General features: G+C 44.4%; 14 protein-coding genes. 8 read left to right on the top strand and 6 right to left on the bottom strand.

The features are described 5' to 3' along the window. Position 1: 1 nt before the first annotated feature. Both ACYVNW_RS17550 and ACYVNW_RS17545 read left to right on the top strand, forming a co-directional pair. Positions 2–2,047, top strand: a complete 2,046-nt coding sequence (locus tag ACYVNW_RS17550) for a glycoside hydrolase family 65 protein (RefSeq protein WP_460681219.1) — start codon at positions 2–4, stop codon at positions 2,045–2,047. 79 nt (positions 2,048–2,126) lie between these two features. Next, complete coding sequence (locus ACYVNW_RS17545; protein ID WP_460681218.1) at positions 2,127–3,458, top strand: vanadium-dependent haloperoxidase; 1,332 nt, start codon at positions 2,127–2,129, stop codon at positions 3,456–3,458. Between the two features lie 163 nt (positions 3,459–3,621). Here the strand turns inward: ACYVNW_RS17545 and can are convergent, their stop codons facing one another. From can to ACYVNW_RS17515, 6 genes are all read right to left on the bottom strand, one after another. Beyond that, positions 3,622–4,293 carry a carbonate dehydratase gene (gene can / locus ACYVNW_RS17540; RefSeq protein ID WP_460681217.1) on the bottom strand — a complete coding sequence of 224 codons (672 nt, stop codon included), beginning with the start codon at positions 4,291–4,293 and terminating at the stop codon, positions 3,622–3,624. Positions 4,294–4,355: 62 nt separating this feature from the next. Next, the gene (locus tag ACYVNW_RS17535; RefSeq protein WP_460681216.1) at positions 4,356–5,798 is read right to left on the bottom strand and encodes a TolC family protein; all 1,443 of its coding nucleotides are present in this window, start codon (positions 5,796–5,798) and stop codon (positions 4,356–4,358) included. Between the two features lie 14 nt (positions 5,799–5,812). Beyond that, positions 5,813–7,183 carry an HlyD family secretion protein gene (locus ACYVNW_RS17530; RefSeq protein WP_460681215.1) on the bottom strand — a complete coding sequence of 457 codons (1,371 nt, stop codon included), beginning with the start codon at positions 7,181–7,183 and terminating at the stop codon, positions 5,813–5,815. Then, complete coding sequence (locus ACYVNW_RS17525; protein ID WP_460681214.1) at positions 7,176–8,180, bottom strand: ABC transporter transmembrane domain-containing protein; 1,005 nt, start codon at positions 8,178–8,180, stop codon at positions 7,176–7,178. The genes ACYVNW_RS17530 and ACYVNW_RS17525 overlap by 8 nt, the downstream gene beginning before the upstream one ends. A gap of 208 nt (positions 8,181–8,388) precedes the next feature. Next, a complete protein-coding gene (locus ACYVNW_RS17520; protein WP_460681213.1) occupies positions 8,389–9,114 on the bottom strand; it encodes a YoaK family protein in 726 nt (241 codons plus the stop codon). A gap of 187 nt (positions 9,115–9,301) precedes the next feature. After that, complete coding sequence (locus ACYVNW_RS17515; protein ID WP_460681212.1) at positions 9,302–9,637, bottom strand: hypothetical protein; 336 nt, start codon at positions 9,635–9,637, stop codon at positions 9,302–9,304. A gap of 95 nt (positions 9,638–9,732) precedes the next feature. On the opposite strand from ACYVNW_RS17515, the gene ACYVNW_RS17510 reads away from it, so the two are divergent. The 6 genes from ACYVNW_RS17510 (at position 9,733) to ACYVNW_RS17485 (ending at position 17,159) form a co-directional block, all read left to right on the top strand. Then, positions 9,733–11,274, top strand: coding sequence for an acyl-CoA carboxylase subunit beta (locus ACYVNW_RS17510; protein ID WP_460681211.1), 1,542 nt, complete (start codon positions 9,733–9,735; stop codon positions 11,272–11,274). Positions 11,275–11,374: 100 nt separating this feature from the next. Beyond that, complete coding sequence (locus ACYVNW_RS17505; protein WP_460681210.1) at positions 11,375–11,782, top strand: GNAT family N-acetyltransferase; 408 nt, start codon at positions 11,375–11,377, stop codon at positions 11,780–11,782. A gap of 224 nt (positions 11,783–12,006) precedes the next feature. Then, positions 12,007–13,146: a M42 family metallopeptidase gene (locus ACYVNW_RS17500; protein WP_460681209.1), complete on the top strand. Its 1,140-nt coding sequence runs from the start codon at positions 12,007–12,009 to the stop codon at positions 13,144–13,146. A gap of 36 nt (positions 13,147–13,182) precedes the next feature. Further along, positions 13,183–14,082, top strand: a complete 900-nt coding sequence (locus ACYVNW_RS17495; protein ID WP_460681208.1) for a nucleotidyltransferase family protein — start codon at positions 13,183–13,185, stop codon at positions 14,080–14,082. Positions 14,083–14,221: 139 nt separating this feature from the next. Then, positions 14,222–16,546 (top strand): glycoside hydrolase family 31 protein, encoded by a 2,325-nt coding sequence (locus ACYVNW_RS17490; RefSeq protein WP_460681207.1) that lies wholly within the window; start codon positions 14,222–14,224, stop codon positions 16,544–16,546. Between the two features lie 79 nt (positions 16,547–16,625). Beyond that, positions 16,626–17,159: an SHOCT domain-containing protein gene (locus tag ACYVNW_RS17485; protein WP_460681206.1), complete on the top strand. Its 534-nt coding sequence runs from the start codon at positions 16,626–16,628 to the stop codon at positions 17,157–17,159. Positions 17,160–17,196: the final 37 nt, after the last annotated feature.

Raw genomic sequence — 17,196 nt, 5'->3', positions numbered from 1 at the left:
TATGAAAAAGCGGTCGGCACTGTTAGCCGGATTAAGTTTGGGTTGGCTATCCATCACCTCAGCCCTGGCGCAAAGTCCCTGGGTAATTAAGGCAGATAAAATTGATCCGGCCAATTATTATGGCATCACCGTAGCCAATGGCATGATCGGCGTGGTATCATCGCCCGAACCTTTTAAAGTGAAAAACGTAGTATTGGCCGGTGCATATGATTTATACGGACGTGGCCGGGTGAGCAACTTTTTAAACAGTTTTAACCTGCTTAACAGCTATCTCGAAATTAACGGCAGGCGCATTGATGCCAAAAATGTGAGCAACTTTAAACAGGAGCTCGATATGCAGAAGGCGGCGTTCACTACCTCTTTTGATTATGGCAGCGATGCCAGCATCACATACACTTACTACTCCCTGCGCCAGTTGCCGTTTACAGTGTTGATGGATATTTCGGTAACTGCCAAAAAGCCCATCAATATTACTGCCGCCAGTGTAATGGAAGCCCCTGACGCACTTAAAGATGTGCAGAACTATTATAACGAGATTGACCGACCACATGTCACCATCAGTTTGCTTACCTCAACCGCTAAAAGCCCTACAGGTAAGCTGCAGCTATGTGCCTCTAACACCTTTTTGTTTAATGAGGCGCACGGGCAAGAACCACGTGTCATCCACGAGATGTGGGATAACAACATGCACCTCATGAAATTCAGTAAGGCTATTGCTGCCGGGCAAACTTATCAGTATGCAGTGGCAGGCTCATCTATCACTTCGGCACATGATGCCGACCCACTCAATCAGGCTGAGCGTATTACCATGTTTGCCAAGCTGGAAGGCCGCCAGCGTTTGGTAGATTACCATCAAAAGGCATGGGCCGATTTGTGGAAAAGCGATATCCAGATTGAAGGCGACGCCCAGGCCCAGCAGGATGTACACAGTATGTTATATCATTTGTATTCGTTCTCTCGTGCCGGCACGGCTTACTCTCCTTCCCCTATGGGTTTATCAGGGCTGGGCTATAACGGCCATGTGTTTTGGGATACCGACATTTGGATGTACCCGGCCATGCTGGTGCTGCACCCCGAGATTGCCAAATCAATGGTAGAATATCGATATCAGCGTTTAGGAGCTGCCAAACAGAATGCGTTTTCGCATGGCTACAAAGGCGCTATGTTCCCATGGGAGAGTGCCGACAGTGGCGTAGAAGAAACGCCGGTTTGGGCCTTGAGTGGTCCGTTTGAGCACCATATTACCGCCGATGTAGCCCTGGCTGCCTGGAACTACTACTGCGTAACGCAAGATAAGGAGTGGCTGCGCGAAAAAGGATGGCCTATCCTCTCGGCCACTGCCGATTTTTGGGCAAGCCGCGTAGAACGTAACGGCCCCGGCCATTATGATATTAAAGATGTGGTAGCTGCTGATGAATGGGCTGAAAATGTAGATAATAACGCATTTACCAATGCTGCTGCACAAGCCAATCTGCTTAACGCTACCACTGCTGCCAAGCTGTTGGGTTTGAAAGCAGATCCTGACTGGAAGCTGGTGGCACAAAACATCCCGATTGAAAAGCTCCCTAATGGCGTTACCAAAGAGTTTGCCACCTACAAAGGCGAAGGCATTAAACAGGCAGACGTAAACTTGTTGGCCTACCCGCTGGAAACTATTACTGACCCTGCACAGATAAAAAAAGACCTGGAGTATTATGAAACCCGGGTACCTAATGAGGGCACTCCAGCCATGACACAAGGCATATTCACGCTGCTATATGCTCGCTTAGGCGATGGTAACAAAGCTTATCACTGGTTTAAAGATGCATATATACCCAACCTGAATCCGCCGTTCAGGGTGATTGCCGAAACCAAGGGTGGTACTAACCCCTACTTTGCTACCGGTGCCGGCGGTATTATTCAAAGCCTGCTAATGGGTTTCGGAGGGCTGGACGTTACACCCAATGGCATTACCCAGGTTAAGAGCGCACTACCCCCAACCTGGAAATCTATTACCATTACTGGTGTTGGTATTGATAAGAAAACGTTTACGGTTAAGAATAAATAGTACAATTTTTATATTGTCAACTTACCATTGAGAGTGTTATACCGGCACTCTCAATGGTAAGTTTCAGATACTTATTGATATGATGAAATGCATTAAAGCTCTTTGCTGTGCCTTGCTAATTTTAGCGCTTGCCTCGTGCAAGCAGTCAAATTATGAGAAAGTGTTCAGTAATCCTGCCCTGTATAGCAGTACCGTGTATGAATTGAACAGTGTAGTTATGGGCAATAATTTTTCGCCGGTGGTGGCTTCCCGTAATTATGCTTATGCTACCATAGCCGGTTATGAGGTTATTGCCGCAGGTAACACCAAGCACTACCGTTCACTGGCCGGGCAGTTGAATGGGTTAAAAGCTTTACCCAAACCGCTGCCAAACGAAGAAGTTAACTATCCTTACGCTGCCTTACTGGCCTTTTGCCGTGTGGGCGAGGCGGTTACCTTCCCCGAGGGCAGTATGAAGTTATATACTGATAGTTTGCATACACTGGCTGTTACCCATGGCATGCCGCAGGAGATGATTAGCGGCTCAGAAGAGTTTGCCGCCAGAATAGCAAAGGCCGTTTTAGCCTGGAGCAAAGGCGACCATTACCTGCAAACCCGTAGTGCACCGAAATTTGCGCTGAATGATTCTCTTGGCAGATGGACACCCACCCCACCTATGTATGCCGAAGCCGTAGAGCCGCACTGGGGCGAAATAAGGACAATGGTAATGCATAACGCCCATGAATACAGCGTACCACCACCGCCAAAATTTGATGTAACCAACAAAAACAGTCCTTATTATAAAGAGGTGATGTTGATTAAAAACACAGGCGACCACCTTGATAAAGAGCAAACCCACATTGCCGACTTTTGGGATGACAACCCGCAAAAGTTGAATGTGATGGGGCATGTGCAGTTTATCACCAAGAAGTTTTCGCCACCGGGCCACTGGCTGAGCATTGTGGGCATTGGCGCCAAAGAGGCGAAAGCCGATTTCAACACCACCGTATATGCTTATGCCAAAACAGCTATTGCCCTGTTCGATGCCTTCATTGAATCATGGGCGGCCAAATACATTTATAAAACAGCCCGCCCTGAAACCGTTATAGATAAGTATATTGACAGTGACTGGCGTCCGCACCTGCAAACGCCCCCCTTCCCGGAATACACCTGCGGCCATTGTACCGTTTCGGCCGCTGCCGCACAGGCTTTAACCAGCGCTTTAGGTGATAATATTGCTTATAAGGATACCTCCGAACTGGAGTTTGGCATCCCAAGCCGTTCTTTTAAATCATTTAAAGATGCAGCTTATGAAACTTCACGGTCGCGCTTTTACGGTGGCATACACTTTCAAAACTCCTGCACGGTATCGCGTAAATATGGCACCATTGTAGGCGATTCGGTAGCTATACAATTAAAGATGAAACAGTAAGCAATTCTATACAATTTGCTGTCATTTCGAGCGATAGCGAGAAATCTTCTTCACCATGCTTATTTACTGTAGACTTAGTGCGCCAAGAAATTTCTCATTACAGTCCAAATGACAGGCGGGTACATAAATAAAAAAAGCGGGCTGAACAGCCCGCTTTTTTTATTTATGCTATCTTAAATACCTCATCGAGGCTGTTACTATTCTTCTTACTCACCTGTAAGTCTTTAATCAAACCGGTTTCAAGCGAATATACCCAGCCGTGCACTTCAAGTTCCTGCCCGTTTTTCCAGGCATTTTGTATAATAGAAGTTTGAGTAAGGTGTTCCACCCCTTCCATTACGTTAAACTCTACTAAGCGGTTGCCGCGTTCCTTTTCATCTTCAATCGCATCCAGTTCGGTAGCATATAAGCGATACACATCTTTAATGTGGCGCAGCCAGTTATCAATAATACCGAATTGATTGTTACCCATGGCAGCCAATACACCACCACAACCATAATGCCCGGTTACAATTACGTGTTGTACCTTAAGTACATTAACAGCGTAATCCAGTACCGAAAGCATATTCATATCGGTATGCACAACCACGTTGGCAATATTGCGGTGTACAAATATTTCGCCAGGGCGTGTATTGGTAATCTGATTGGCAGGCACACGGCTATCTGCGCAACCAATCCATAATATGGGTGGTTTTTGCCCATTGGCCAGCGTTTCAAAATAAGCAGGGTCTTTATCCAGCATTTGTGTAACAAATGCCTTATTGCCATCCAGCAAACCTTTGTAGGTAATATGGCTGGTATCATGAAGATCTGGCTGTAACTTGGTGTCGCTCATGGTATGTATTTTTTAATATGATGATTTACAAATTAAGTTAAAAATATCCGCAAATACGCTGGTTACAGTGCTTGCCGTGTTCCTGCCTTATAATACAATTCGGCAAGCGCCTTGTTATAACCAGACACCATACTTTCATATTTGATCCGCATATCAATCAGTTTGGTTTCGCGACTATTGATCAGGAACAGTGTACTTTCGCCTAAACTGAATTTCTGATTTTCGCCATTCACCAGTTGCTGTTGATTATTGATGCTCTGCTGCTGCACCCGAAGCTGCGCAGCATATGCCTGCAAATCATTATATGAAGTCAATATGTTGTTTTTGATTTCACGGCTGGATTGCTGTAAATCATATTCCAGGTCTCTCCGTTTAATTTTCACTTCCCTTAACTTTCCCCGTTCGGCTCTTAAAAAAAGCGGAAAGGCAAACTCAAGTCCTATTTTATGATTATTCCAGTTGAAATCATATTTATCACTTACATAACCGTTGAAAGAATTACGATTGGAGATCAATGACCCGCTAATATTAATCTTGGGCTTCAATAACTCCTGCCGGTAAGCCTGCTCCACAGCCAGCTGACTTCCTTTAGTACGTAATTTTACCAATTCGGGATGTTGCCCTGCTGCCTGGTTTACCAATGAATCCACAACTATTCTGGATACCTGTATAAACCTGGTATCCACAGCCTGCGGAATGGCATCTTCGGGCAACTCTAAAGGGTTACCCTGCTCATTCCACAAATGGTTGGATAGGATTAACCTGGCATTCTGCAATTCTACCTTGTTTTTTTCCAGTTGTATGATGCGGTCCTGCACGGTTACATAAGCTTCAACCGAATCGATGGAAGCTTTATCACCCAGCCGGGTTTGCGCGCTTACGGCATCAAACCGGCGCTGCGCCAGTTCTACACCTTCGCGGTTGAGTACATACTGGCGGTAAGTATAATACCAGTTCCAATAATCTTTAGCTATGGCATACCAGGTGCTGTTAATCTGTTTCACCCGCTCTGCCTCGGCATATTGTACCATAATTTTAGCTTGCCTTAACGTGCTGCGGCGGGCATCAATAATTAAGCCCTGCCCAAGCGGGATGGATAAACCCACACCTGCCAAACCTGCCAGGCTGGTATGCGTTTCGGGGTTGGCATAAGTGCCCACATTACGGTCATAACCTACTTTTAAATCGGCACCTGCCAGCCAAAGCGGTACTTTGAGTTCGCTGGTCCAGTGGTTATAGTAATCATAGCCGCCGAACACTTTCTGATTGAAATTTGCCTTCAGGTTAGGGTCGAAATATCCTAACGATTGCATCACATTAGCTTTAGCCGCATCGGTAAGCAATGCTGCCTGTTTAATGATGGGATGGTATTTAAACACCATCATTTGTAAGTCGCTTAGCTTAAACAGTTTGCTGGTATCAGGCTGTTTAACCTTTTGCGCTAAGCTAACATGGGTACACAATAACAGGCAAATCAACAGATATAAAATCTTTCGTATCTTCATTTAATCTATCACTGTTACTTTTCACTTTTCTTACTTACTCCGGGTTCTGGTTCTTTTTCCAAACTTGGCGGGAAGCCGTTCAGCTGACGCCATATTTCATACCAAACCGGCACAGAGCGCAGTATGATACGGCCATATACCCCCGACCCCTGCCGCAGTTGCTTAGGCCAGGGCTCGTCATTTTTAGGCGTAGGCAGCTGCTGCTTAATCAGCAAACGGTACTTTCCGCCCGAACTGCTCACGCGGTCAATGGTATAAATTTTACCGGCAAAGGTACCAACGGCAACAGACGGCCAACCCGAGAACTGTATAGAAGGCCAGCCTTCGAATTGCAGGCGCACATCGCTGGTATCCAGTATCAATGGTACATCCATGGCGCTTACATAAATTTCAGCGGCCACCATCGGGTTTTTAGGCTGCAGCGTGGCAATAGATTCGCCATCCTTAATATTTTCACCAATACCAGCTTTAAGGGTTTTTACCACGAAGCCGCTCTGTGGCGCTCTTACTACATACAACTGCCTCCTGATGGAGATATTGGCAATATCATTGCGCAATTTGGCAATTTCGCCCTTCACACTGGCCTGGCTGGAAATAGCCGAACCTAAATCAGACTGCGTTTTAGCTAATGACTCCTGATATTTAGCCCGGATGTTATCCAGCTCAATATTGGCATTGATAAGCGTTTGCTTAGTATTGTTCAGCTTATTTTGCTGGCTAATTAGCTTTGCCCGATCCTCCTGTAGTTTCAACCTCCGTGATTCGATATCAGTTAAAGAAAATAAACCGTTGCGATAGCCAGCCTCATAACGATCTAAACGAGCCTTACTGATGGCATAAAAGTTTTCACCCGCTGTTAAATCAGCCCGGGCAATGTCTACCTCATTTTGGGCTTGCTTCACTTTGTTTTCGGCTGCACTCAACTGATAGCGCAAGCCATTATTTAAAGCCGCCAGTTGTGCATTGGTAGCCTGTATTTTTTGCCTGGCTGCATCTTCACTGCCACGCTTGGCATCTAACTGTTCGTTTAACCGCTGCGGCAACTCAGGGTCGAAATAGGATTGATTGATGTCGGATAATACCAGTATCGTATCCCCTTTTTTTACCTCCTGCCCTTCACTAACAGCCCAGCGCTCTATACGGCCACCTATCTGGTTCTGCACGGTTTGAGGGCGGTCTTGCGGGCGTAAGGCAGTAACCACACCTTTGCCAGGGATGGTTTGCCGCCAAGGCAACAACATGATGATAATAATAACTACCAATACTAAAATAAGTATGCGCCCCAGCAAGCGCGGGCCATGGCTTGGCCAAATAGTTCGTGCTGATTTAAAGGTTAACTGTTCCCAGTTTCTTACTTTTTCTACAAAGGGTGCTTCTCTAAGCATGGGTTTCTTCTCCTTTCTCCAACTCCAGGTCGGTTACTACCGAAAGCTTTTCGCTGCCGGTTACCATGTCAAATACGGTATTCATGTTCGTCATCAACTTTTCGATGGCATAACTAATTTGTACAATAATTACTTCGGCGGCTACAAACTGGCCGAATGACATTTGCCGGTCTACCACAAAATATGAACCCAGCAATAACAAGCCTCCCATCAACAATGTGCGCAGTATAATGGCGCTGCCAAAAAATCTTCGCAATATCTTGAAGTGGCTGTTTCGGGCATCCAGGTAACGTGATGTAATTTCATCGGTTTCTGCCAAAACCTCGTTGCGCCGGGCAGCTGATTGGCGGTAAGGCTCCAGGTCTCCAGCTACCTCTTCGAGGTAAGCTACCAGCTCATATTTGTTAGTTGACTCTTCAATACTGGTATCAACACCGGGCTTAAAGTACATCCACAACATCAGCATCATACCAATAATGATGAGCAACCCGAAAGCAATAAAGAAGGGATGATAAAATGAAAGCACAATAGCGCTGAAAAATATCAGCACCGCAGCCGCTACAATATCAACCAGCAATTTGGTTAGGCCTTTTTGAATAGTTAAAATATCAAAAAAGCGGTTTACCAGTTCGGGCGGATGCTCACCTTCAAGCGCAGCCTTTTTAATGCGGGGCAGGCGGTAAGCAAACTCCAGTGCAGCTTTTGCAAATATTTTTTGCTCAATTACCTCTACCAGCGAGAGCTGGCCGATGAGCAGCAAACCAGCCACTACTATACCAATCAGTATAGTAGCAATCAGGATGAAAGTAGAACTATATAAAGCGCCGTTAGAAAGCAGGTTAAATACCGCTGTAGTACCCAGGGGCAGGGTAAGACTGATTAACCCGATAAGTATAGCGTAAATAAAAATATAATTAATAGTAGAACGCTCGTAATGTAATATGCGCACCAACTTTTGCCAGGGCGTAAGAAATTCTTTATGATTAGCTTTTTTCATTATGAAATTCAGTAAATCGGAAAAGGATACTGTAACAGATTAAAATCCTGATCTTTTTTCGTAGCAGGTGGTTATGATATGCCTATCCGCCCGCAACGCAGAAAACTATTTATGTTATAGCTTTTTAACACACGCACGTATTGATCGCATTGTTAATAAGCTAATGATTAAATTTTTGTATTTCTTACTGAGTTAGTAGTAACAGGTGTTATCTGACAGCGCGGCTTAACTTATATTGTATCCATGGCAACATATCATAGCAGATAATGGTAACCAGGATAACCGGAATCAGATAAAAAATCAGAAAATCGTATTTATTAAACAAATAACCTCCGGTTACGCCACCTGCAAAGTAAAAGCTCAGGATGGTTGACCGGATGTACAATTTATTGCGCAGCACTTCGGTTTTGTCAGTTCGGGGATGTAGCCATTCGGCAAGTTCGCTGCCAAAATCGGTAAACAAACCGCTCAGGTGCGAGGTTTTGATTAAGCCACCCGATATGGTTGAAACCATACTATTTTGCAACCCCATTGAGAACAACAGCACAGTAATGATAATTTCACGTTCGGTATCAGTTTCATTATATAACTGATGGCCATAAACGGCTACAACAAGCAATAAAATAATCTCCAGTACTATAGGTGCGGCATGTGCCAGGTATTTGCTGCGGCGATGAAACGACCATATTAAAAAGCTGGCCGTAAACGCGCCCATAAAGAACGCCGAAAGCCAGATAAAAAAGATCATGATTTCATGAAAGTTGCGCTCAACCACATGGCGTGCCAAAGTAGCTACGTGCCCGGTAACATTTGATGTAAAGGTAAGAAAGGCGATTACACCTACTACGTTGGTCATTCCGGCTACAAAAGCAGTAGATGAAGCCAGCATGAGGTTTTGTTTGAGTGTGCGCTTTTCTTTTAATTCCTTTAGCATAAAGTATTATACAAATATGATGTGTACGTAACCGGCAATCTTGTTTAATACGAAATAATGCTGATTCTGTTTTACAAACTCAGATAAACGAGTTGGTTTGGTAAGGCTATTTTATTGCTATAATCAAATAGCAGTGGGGCATGTAAGTTCAAATTTATCTTTAGCTTACAGCTCACCTTACCTAAAGTTAAACAAAATCTGGAGGAGGCGTAAGCACCGCCGGATGATGGCTTTGGTGATACAATAACTGCTGGTGATGATAAAAGAAATTAGCTGCCGTGAGCACAGGCGCATACAAATAAAAATGCGTGAGCTCCTGATCAATGTCAGACAGTTTATCTTTAGCATCTTCCTTTTCATTGCTGTCTTTGCTGTCTGATTTGCTTTCCGGATCGGCGCTGTTAACCAGCGCGGCCTTAGCATTCAATTTGGAAAATGCAGGAACAGCACATAAGCCCATCTTTATTGAAAAGATGCTTATAAACATTAGGGTAATGAATATTTTAAGCTTATTAGCTGTCATTTGGGCAAATATACCAAAAAAAGAATAGGTTTGTTTTACCATAACTGCAGCATTTGACATTTAACTTGCAGTTCACCTTTTATTAACCTACTGCTGTGAATAAGAAAATAGAACTACTGAACCAAAAGCAAGCGCAGGCTTTAGCCGGCGGCGGCCAAACCCGTATAGACAGTCAACATAAAAAAGGCAAATTAACCGCCCGCGAACGGTTGCACTTTTTGCTGGATGAAGGCAGCTTTGAAGAAATTGGTATGCTGGTAGCGCACCGGTCTACCGATTTTGGTATGGAAAAAGAGCATTACCCCGGCGATGGTGTGGTTACCGGCTATGGCACCATTAGTGGTCGGTTAGTGTATGTATTTTCACAAGATTTTACCGTATTTGGTGGCTCGCTGTCTGAAACCCATGCCGAAAAAATTTGTAAGATTATGGATCTGGCACTGAAAAACGGCGCACCGGTTATTGGGTTGAATGATTCGGGTGGTGCACGTATACAGGAAGGCGTAGTATCATTAGGTGGCTATGCCGATATATTTTACCGTAATACTATGGCCTCGGGTGTAATACCACAGCTTTCGGCCATTATGGGGCCTTGTGCCGGTGGTGCGGTGTACTCACCCGCCATTACCGATTTTATATTGATGGTGGAAAACACCTCCTACATGTTTGTAACCGGCCCCAATGTGGTAAAAACGGTTACCCATGAGGTGGTGACTTCCGAAGAATTGGGCGGTGCCACTACCCATGCCACCAAATCGGGCGTTACGCATTTTGCCTGCGCCAATGAACTGGAGGCCATTCAGTACCTTAAGCGTCTGCTAAGTTACATGCCGCAAAATTGCGAAGAGATGGCCCCTGCCTTGCCTTACGAGGCCGGTAATGAAACCCGCCCGAAGCTGAACGAACTGATGCCGGAAAATGCTTCGCAGCCATATGACATACGCGAGGTGATTGAAGAACTGGTTGATGAAAGCAGCTTTTTAGAAGTACATAAAGATTTTGCTGAAAACCTGGTGGTCGGCTTTGCCCGCCTGGCCGGGCGCAGCATTGGTATTGTGGCCAACCAGCCGGCGTTTCTGGCCGGCGTATTGGATATACATGCCAGTACCAAAGGTGCACGCTTTGTGCGCTTTTGCGATAGCTTCAATATACCGCTGCTGGTACTGGAAGATGTACCCGGCTTTTTACCCGGTACAGATCAGGAATGGAATGCCATTATTACCAACGGTGCCAAACTATTATATGCCTTTTGCGAAGCCACCGTGCCGCGCATTACGGTAATTACCCGTAAAGCCTATGGCGGCGCTTACGATGTAATGAACTCCAAACATATTGGTGCCGATATGAATTTTGCCTGGCCGGTAGCCGAAATTGCGGTAATGGGTGCCAAAGGTGCAGCCGAAATTATTTTTAAGCGCGAAATATCCAATGCTGAAGACCCGGAAACTAAATGGCACGAAATGGAGCAGTTGTATTCCGACAAGTTTGCCAACCCTTACCGTGCTGCCGAGCGCGGCTTCATTGATGAAGTAATTGAACCGGCCGTAACTCGCCAAAAGCTGATCAAAGCGTTTAAAATGCTGGAGAATAAGGTGGTGAACAACCCGAGGAAGAAGCATGGGAATATTCCGTTGTAATGGTGATTTTTGATTTCGGATGTTCTATTTCGAAATGTATTCAAATGCTTGAACTTTATTTTATAAATCCGAAATTGAACATCTGAAATTCGAAATCACCATGTTAACCATCGAACAAATACGCCCCGAAATTACCTGGCGTTTGCGCAAGGATGTGCTTTACCCCGATAAACCGCTTGCTGCTATGCAAATAGAGGAAGATAATTATGGTTATCACTTTGGTGCTTTTCAGGAAGGTGAATTAATTGCGGTGGTTTCTCTATTTAAACATGGCGATGAATACCAGTTCCGCAAGTTTGCTGTTCGGGATAATTTTCAGGGTAAAGGTATTGGCAGGCAGGTATTGGATCACATCGCCACTTTTGCAAAAATTGTCGGCGGCAAAAGGCTATGGTGCAATGCCCGGTTATCAGCAGTAGGTTTCTATCAAAAGCAAGGATTTGAAACCGAAGGTGCAGAATTTATCAGAAAAGGAATTAATTATATAATTATGAGCAAAGCGCTGTAGCCTGCGGTTATTAATTATTGCTTTACTGCCCTTCGTATCTACTTCGCTGTAGTTTAAAGTACCGAACATTTGCCCAACGCTTGTGTTTATACTACTCCAGTTTCAAAATTGGTAATGTTCAAAATCTTTTTGCCGCTCCGTTTGTTTATTTACCTCAACTTTACCCTGTTATCTTATATTTGCCTGATGCACTTGTGAGTGCATCTGTTTATTGAATACTATTTATGGCTAAAAAACAACCTGAAGAAAAACAGCACATAGCTGTAGTGAATGAAACTTCATTATCTTTTTTCGAAAAATATATCAACAACCCCTCGCCTACCGGTTTTGAGTGGAAAGGCCAGGAACTTTGGCTCGATTACATTAAGCCTTACATTGACGATTATTATGTAGATAATTACGGCACTGCGGTTGGCATTATCAACCCTGAAGCTGAATACAAAGTTGTCATTGAAGCACATGCCGATGAAATCTCTTGGTTTGTAAATTACATTACCAATGATGGTTTAATTTATGTAATCCGCAATGGCGGTTCCGACCACCAGATTGCACCTTCAAAACGGGTGAACATTCATACCGATAATGGCATAGTAAAAGCAGTATTTGGCTGGCCGGCCATCCACACCCGTTTAGGCGGCGAAAAGGAAGAAGCGCCATCCTTGAAAAATATTTTTCTGGATTGCGGCTGTACTTCAAAAGAAGAGGTAGAAGCTAAAGGCATACATGTAGGCTGCGTAATTACATACGAAGACGAGTTTACCGTGTTAAATAACCGTTACTATGTAGGCCGGGCACTGGATAACCGGGCCGGTGGTTTCATGATTGCCGAGGTTGCCCGTATGCTGAAAGAGAATGGCAAGCAACTGCCCTTCGGTTTGTATATTGTAAATGCTGTGCAGGAAGAAATTGGCCTGCGTGGTGCCGAGATGATTGCCCACCACATTAAACCAAACGTAGCTATTGTAACCGATGTTACGCACGATACGCAAACGCCGATGATTAACAAGGTAACTCAGGGCGATTTAGCCTGTGGCCGTGGTCCGGTAATTTCTTATGCACCGGCCGTACAAAACAACCTGAATAAATTACTGATCGAATCGGCACAAAAAGCAAACATCCCATTCCAGCGCCAGGCGTCATCACGTTCTACAGGTACCGATACCGATGCCTTTGCTTACTCTAATGATGGCGTACCATCGGCATTGATTTCATTACCGTTACGTTATATGCATACTACCGTAGAGATGATTCATAAAGAGGATGTAGACAACGTAATCCGCCTGATTTATGAAACATTGCTGAACCTGGAAGCCGGACAGGATTTCAGGTATATTAAAAACACTAACCTTACTCAGGTGTTGTAGTTCAACCAAACCTTAATAAAATACTAATACTCCACTATGAAACCCACCTTACTGATACTGGCCGCAGGAATGGCCAGCCGCTATGGCAGCATGAAACAAGTTGATGGCTTTGGCCCCAATGGCGAAACCATTATCGACTACTCAATATATGATGCCATTAAAGCCGGATTTGGCAAAATCACCTTTATCATCCGCGAAGAATTTCTGGACAGCTTTAAAGCCATCTTTGAGCCTAAACTAAACGGTAAAGTAGAAACCGATTATGTGTTTCAGAGCTATGATTTAAAGCAGTTTGGTATTGATAAAGAAATTGAGCGTTCAAAACCCTGGGGTACTGCCCATGCGGTATTGGCTGCGCGCAACCAGGTAAATGAGCCTTTTTGCGTTATCAACGCCGACGATTATTATGGTTATGATGCCTTTGAGAAAATGGCTAAATTTTTAACCACCGAAGCTTCAGACAGTCAGTATTCAATTATCGGTTACCAGATTGATAAAACCTTGTCTGAGCATGGCTCCGTATCGCGCGGTGTATGTAAGGTGGATGATGCAGGCAACATGGTTGAAATACATGAGCGCACCGAAGTTTACTTTAAAGATGGCGATGTGTATTACAAAGATGCCGATGGTGAACACCAGCTGCCTAATGACACCCGTGTATCTATGAACTTCTGGGGCTTTACCCCAGCCGTTTTCAAACAAAGCGAGCCGATGTTCAAGCGTTTCGTTGAAGCTAATGAAAGCAACCCTAAAGCCGAATTCTTTATCCCATTAGTGGCTGATGAACTGATTAAAACCGGTGTGGCTTCTTTTAAAGTGATCCCTACGCCATCAAAATGGTTCGGTGTTACTTACAAAGAGGACAAACCTATTGTACAAGCCAGCATATCTGAACTGGTAAACAACGGCACTTACCCAAGCAATCTTTGGGAATAAGTTACTGTTAACCATATATCAAAAGCGCTATGATAAACTCATAGCGCTTTTTTATTTACCACAAACAACTCCCGTACTCCTGCTGTACTAATTTACTGTAAGTAAATTGATTTAATTATTTGTCTATATAAGCGAACGCATGCAGGTACAAATTTTAAGCGACATAGAAAGTGCAGATCAGCAGCAACATCAATTGGTTATAAAAACAGCCGAGGCGGTGGCCAGGGTTTCAGTATATAGCCCGACCATCATTCGGATACAGGTAACCAAAGAACCGGACGCTCCTGATCATTCTTTTGCAGTTATTCAATCGCCGTTGAGTGAATTGAATTATACTGATACTGGCAAAACTATAGAGCTTACCGCTGCCGCTTTAAAACTAATTATACAGAAGTCTCCACTGCGTTTTAGTTTTCACACCTTAAACGGGCAGTCCTTGAATGAGGATGACGAACGTTATGGCATTAACTGGCAGGGTACACGGGTAATCAATTATAAAAAACTGCATGCCAATGAAAAATTCATTGGGCTCGGTGAGAAAACTGGTCCGCTTAACCGCCGGGGTACGCATTATGTTAACTGGAATACCGATGCTCCCCACCATACACCAGAAACTGATCCATTGTATGAATCTTTCCCTTTTTACATCGGCTTACATGGCGGCTTAACTTATGGGCTGTTTTTAGACAACACCCATAAAAGCTACTTTGATTTTGGTGCTTCTACCGATAATCAAACCAGCTGGTTCGGCGCTGATGCAGGTGATTTGAATTATTATTTTTTCGGAGCACAAGGTGTAGCCCGAATTATTGAAGACTATACCTGGCTCACCGGCCGTATGGAAATGCCGCCCTTATGGAGCTTGGGCTATCAGCAATGCCGCTGGAGCTATATGAGCGCACAGGAGGTACTGGAAGTGGCCGAAACTTTCCGTAACCACCAAATACCGGCTGATGTGGTGTACTGTGATATTGATTACATGGACGCCTACAAAATTTTCACCTGGAACAAGGAAACTTTTCCGGACCCGAAGGCGCTTTTAAACCGGTTGAAAGCAATGGATTTTAACTTAGTTACCATTGTAGACCCGGGTATCAAGGTTGAGGAAGGTTATCAACAGTATGACGAAGGTGTAGAGAAAGGCTATTTTGCCACTTACCCCGACGGCGAAAAATATGTAGGCGAAGTATGGCCCGGCCGCTGCCACTTCCCCGATTTTTTTAATGACGAAGTGCGCCAATGGTGGGGCGCATCATTTAAAGCGCTTACCGAACCCGGCGTAAGCGGCTTCTGGAACGATATGAATGAGCCAGCCGTATGGAACCAAAACATGCCCTGGATGGTTAAATTCGGTGACAAGTACATGCCCGAAGTGCGCAATGTATACGGTATGGAGATGGCCCGCGCCACTTACGAAGGCACACGCAAGCTTTTAGGTAACCAGCGCCCATTTGTACTCACCCGCGCCGCTTATTGCGGCACACAGCGCTATTCGGCGGTGTGGACGGGTGATAACTCAGCCTATGATGCCCACATGCTGCTGGGGCAACGGCTGGTGAATAGTTTAGGGCTTACAGGTATGAGTATGGTGGGTGTGGATATTGGCGGCTTTAGCGGCAACCCTACACCCGAACTGATGGTGCGCTGGAACTCATTGGGTGTATATACGCCAATGTTCCGTAACCATGCACAAGAGGGCACTATTTACCGCGAGCCCTGGAAGTGGGGAGCAGACAATGAGGCTATCATTAAAAAAGACATTGAGTTACGTTACCGGCTGTTGCCTTATATCTATTCTGGCTTCTATCAATCTGCACAAACAGGATTGCCCATTAGTCGCACCTTGGCTATTAATTATCCGTTAGACGAAAACATTTATCAAACTGCTTACGAAAATGAGTTTGAGTTTGGTGATGCCCTATTGATAGCTCCCGCAGTAAGTACAGAAACTACAGCAGACGTGTATTTACCAGAAGGCGTATGGTACCGCTTTTCTACAAATGAAAAATTTACAGGTGGCAAAAGCTATACGGTTGATGCGCCTTTAACAGATTTGCCTGTGTTTGTAAAAGCAGGTGGTATTATACCCATGCAGGGTGTAACACAAAGCACCAAAGACAAAGGCGATGGCATTTTAGAACTGCATGTATGGAACGGCGAGCAGGACAGCAGCTTTGTTTATTATGAAGATGACGGACAAACTTATGATTACCAGAACGGGCAATACCACAAACGTAACATCACTTTTAACCCGGCGCAAAACCAAATTACAATGAGTGAGGCCGAAGGCATCTATACATCAAAGTTTAATAAACTCAAGCTGATTTTACATGGATTTGATATGGTAAAAAATATCGAAGTGAATGGTGTAGATCTCGATGTGAAAAATGCAGTTAACTCCTCATCTTACAGTTTTGCTTTTGATTACTCCTCTCATTCAACAACCATAAATTTAAAACGGTAGTTCATTAAACATTAACGGCTCATGAATTTTAAAAAGCAAGGATTATTGTATATTAGCCATCAATACCTTGCTTGTTATCATGAAATCCTTATTACTATCACTGTTATTTTTAATTCCGTTGGCTGCTTTTGCGGATGATGTAAATGAGTACAAAGCCTCAAATGGCGTAACCTACCATGTAAATGATACCTTACGCTTAGGCCACGGCACGCGTTCTGATGGTGGTTTTGCTACTGCACGCCTGGGTGGCATGAATGCCTTTATGATTAAGAGCCATAGCCATGATGGTGATAAAGACGACCGTTTATTCATCAGCCGCAGTGGTGAAGCTGCACTGGCCCGTATCAGGCGTATCAAAAAAGAAGTGGTTGATGGGGTAGAGAAATATACGCTGGTAATAAACGTTCCGCGTATGCCTGGCAATTTTGAAATGGACATTGAAAGCGCCATAAAAAACTGTGAAGTAGCCATCTGTACCGGCACACGGCCAGGAATGGTAGCACAGGCTGTACCAGATAAGTTCGACCAATTAAAAAAATTAAAAGAATTGTTAGACAACGGTACACTTACCAAAGAAGAATTTGAAGTGCAGAAAAAGAAATTATTAAATTGATTGTAGCTAAGAAATCTATTCCAACTTTATTACCTTA

This window comes from Mucilaginibacter koreensis, from assembly GCF_054783355.1.
This window is presented reverse-complemented; position numbering and strand designations above follow the sequence as displayed.